2 protein-coding genes are annotated in these 2,218 nt (G+C 65.6%); both read left to right on the forward strand.

The annotated features are described in order from the left end of the window. The first annotated feature begins 7 nt into the window (after positions 1-7). Positions 8-1,258, forward strand: coding sequence for a M20/M25/M40 family metallo-hydrolase (locus tag AKL29_RS22265; RefSeq protein ID WP_050385639.1), 1,251 nt, complete (start codon positions 8-10; stop codon positions 1,256-1,258). A 244-nt stretch (positions 1,259-1,502) separates the two neighbouring features. Beyond that, positions 1,503-2,177, forward strand: a complete 675-nt coding sequence (locus AKL29_RS22270; RefSeq protein ID WP_050385640.1) for a GntR family transcriptional regulator — start codon at positions 1,503-1,505, stop codon at positions 2,175-2,177. Positions 2,178-2,218 lie beyond the last annotated feature (41 nt).

Consider the following 2,218-nt stretch of genomic DNA (forward strand, 5'->3'; position numbering starts at 1 on the left):
GACAATCATGAAACTATCCATCAAATTGCTCGCGTCGGCCGGCCTGCTCGCCCTCGCCTCCTCCTCCGCCCTTGCCGCCGCAGACGAAAAACTGCGTACGGCCGCCGAGCAGGCCCAGCCGGCGGTGATCGAGAGCCTGCACGACATGGTGCTGATCGAGTCGGGCTCCAGCGATGTCGAAGGCCTGAAGAAGATGGCCGACTACACCGAAGCGCGGCTGAAGGCGCTCGGCGCCAAGACCGAACGCCGCAAGACCACGAGGGGCGCCGGCGCCGACATGGTGATCGGCACCTTTGAGGGCAGCGGCAGCAAGAAGCTGATGCTGATCGCGCATATGGACACGGTCTACGAGCACGGCATCCTCGACACCCAGCCCTACAAGGTCGACGGCAACAGGATCTATGGACCCGGCATTGCCGACGACAAGGGCGGCATCGCCGTCATCCTGCATGCGCTCAAGATCCTGAACGATGCGGGCTGGCGCGACTACGCCAAGCTCACGGTATCGCTCAATCCGGATGAGGAGGTCGGCTCGATCGGCTCCGGCGAGATCATCGCCGAGCTCGCCGACCAGCACGATGTGGTGCTGTCCTGCGAGCCGACGGTGGCGCCGCCGGTCGCGAAAAATGAAAGCCTGCTGCTCGGCGCCAGCGGCACCGCCACCGGCACGATCGATGTGAAGGGCAAGGCCTCGCATGCCGGCGCCGCGCCGCAGCTCGGCCGCAACGCGCTGATCGAGCTCGCGCATCAATTGCTGCAGACCCAGGACGTCGCGAAATCGATTCCGGGCACGCAGCTGAACTGGACCATCGCAAAGGCCGGCACCGTGCGCAACCAGATCCCCGATCACGCCACCGCCGGCGCCGACATCCGCCTCACCATTCCCGACGGCGTGCAAAAGCTGCAGGCGGCGCTCGACGAGAAGGTGAAGAACAGACTGATCGCGGACACCGAAGTGACCGTGAAGGTCGTCGCCGGCCGTCCGCCCTTCGTGGCTGATGATCGCGGCCGCGCACTCGCCAGGCAGGGACAGGCGATCTACACCGAACTCGGGCGCACGCTCGACATCGCGGAAATGACCGGCGGCGCGACCGATGCCGGCTACGCCGCGCGCAGCGGCAAGGCCGTCGTGGTCGAAAGCTTCGGCCTCGCCGGCTGGGGCTATCACGCGCGCGACGAATACATCGACACCAATTCGATCGTGCCGCGGCTCTATCTGATGACGCGGACGCTGATGGAGCTGGGCAAGGCGAAGTAGCATTTCCGCAAACCCGTCATGCCCGGGCTTGTCCCGGGCATCCACGCCTCTGGTCCATATCAAGAAAGAGGCGGACGGCCGACCGTGACGGACATTGGACGGCTGCCGCAGCGCGGCCCGGTCAAAACCGGCCCATTCTCAATCGCTTAGCGCTGTCGCAACTTCGAGCCTTGACCGCTCCTGCAACCCGCAGTAGCTTCATTTTTCGAACACGGAATTCCGTATTCCAAGCTGGACGGTCTGTATGATCCCGTTGGACCCGCTTCCAAACCTCATCGACCAGGTTTACGGGCGATTGCTCGAAGCGATCATCGACCGCACGCTGCTGCCTGGCCAGCGCATCACCCAGAACGAACTTGCCGATCGGCTCGGCGTCTCGCGCCAGCCGATTTCGCACGCCCTGCATCTGTTGCATCGCCAGGGCCTTGTCGCGGAGAGCGGCAGACGCGGCTTCGAGGTGACGCAGCTCGATCCGCAGCGCATCCGCGAACTCTATGAAGTCCGCGGCGCCATCGATGCGCTGGCGGCGCGGCTTGCCGCTGCGCGTGTCAAGGAGGATGCCGCGGCACGCACGCAGCTCGAAGCCGCGCTCGAAGCCGGACGCGCGATCGATGACGGCACGCCGCTGGCGCGCCTGATCGCACTCGACGTCGATTTCCACAGCGCGATCTATCGCCTCGCCGGCAATTCCGCGATCGAGGAGATGATCGCGCCGCAATGGCCGCATATGCGCCGCTCGATGGCGACGGTGCTCGCCGAGCTCGACTACCGCGGCAGCGCCTGGACCGAGCACGAGACCATCGCCGCGCATGTTTTTTCCGGCAATGCCGCAGCGGCAGAAGCCGCCGCGCTGGCGCATGCGCAGACGGCAGGACGGATGACCGAGGAGAAGCTGAGGGCGATCGACGTGGCGGCGTGAGCAAAACAAGACCGTCATGCCCGGGCTTGTCCCGGGCATCC

The sequence above is a fragment of the Bradyrhizobium pachyrhizi genome (genome assembly GCF_001189245.1).
Taxonomy (GTDB): Bacteria; Pseudomonadota; Alphaproteobacteria; order Rhizobiales; family Xanthobacteraceae; genus Bradyrhizobium; species Bradyrhizobium pachyrhizi.

What these genes read in the sequence shown, in the direction of transcription:
- AKL29_RS22270 (WP_050385640.1), top strand. Translation starts at nt 1,503, where the DNA reads ATGATCCCGTTGGACCCGCTTCCAAACCTCATCGACCAGGTTTACGGG.
- AKL29_RS22265 (WP_050385639.1), top strand. Translation starts at nt 8, where the DNA reads ATGAAACTATCCATCAAATTGCTCGCGTCGGCCGGCCTGCTCGCCCTC.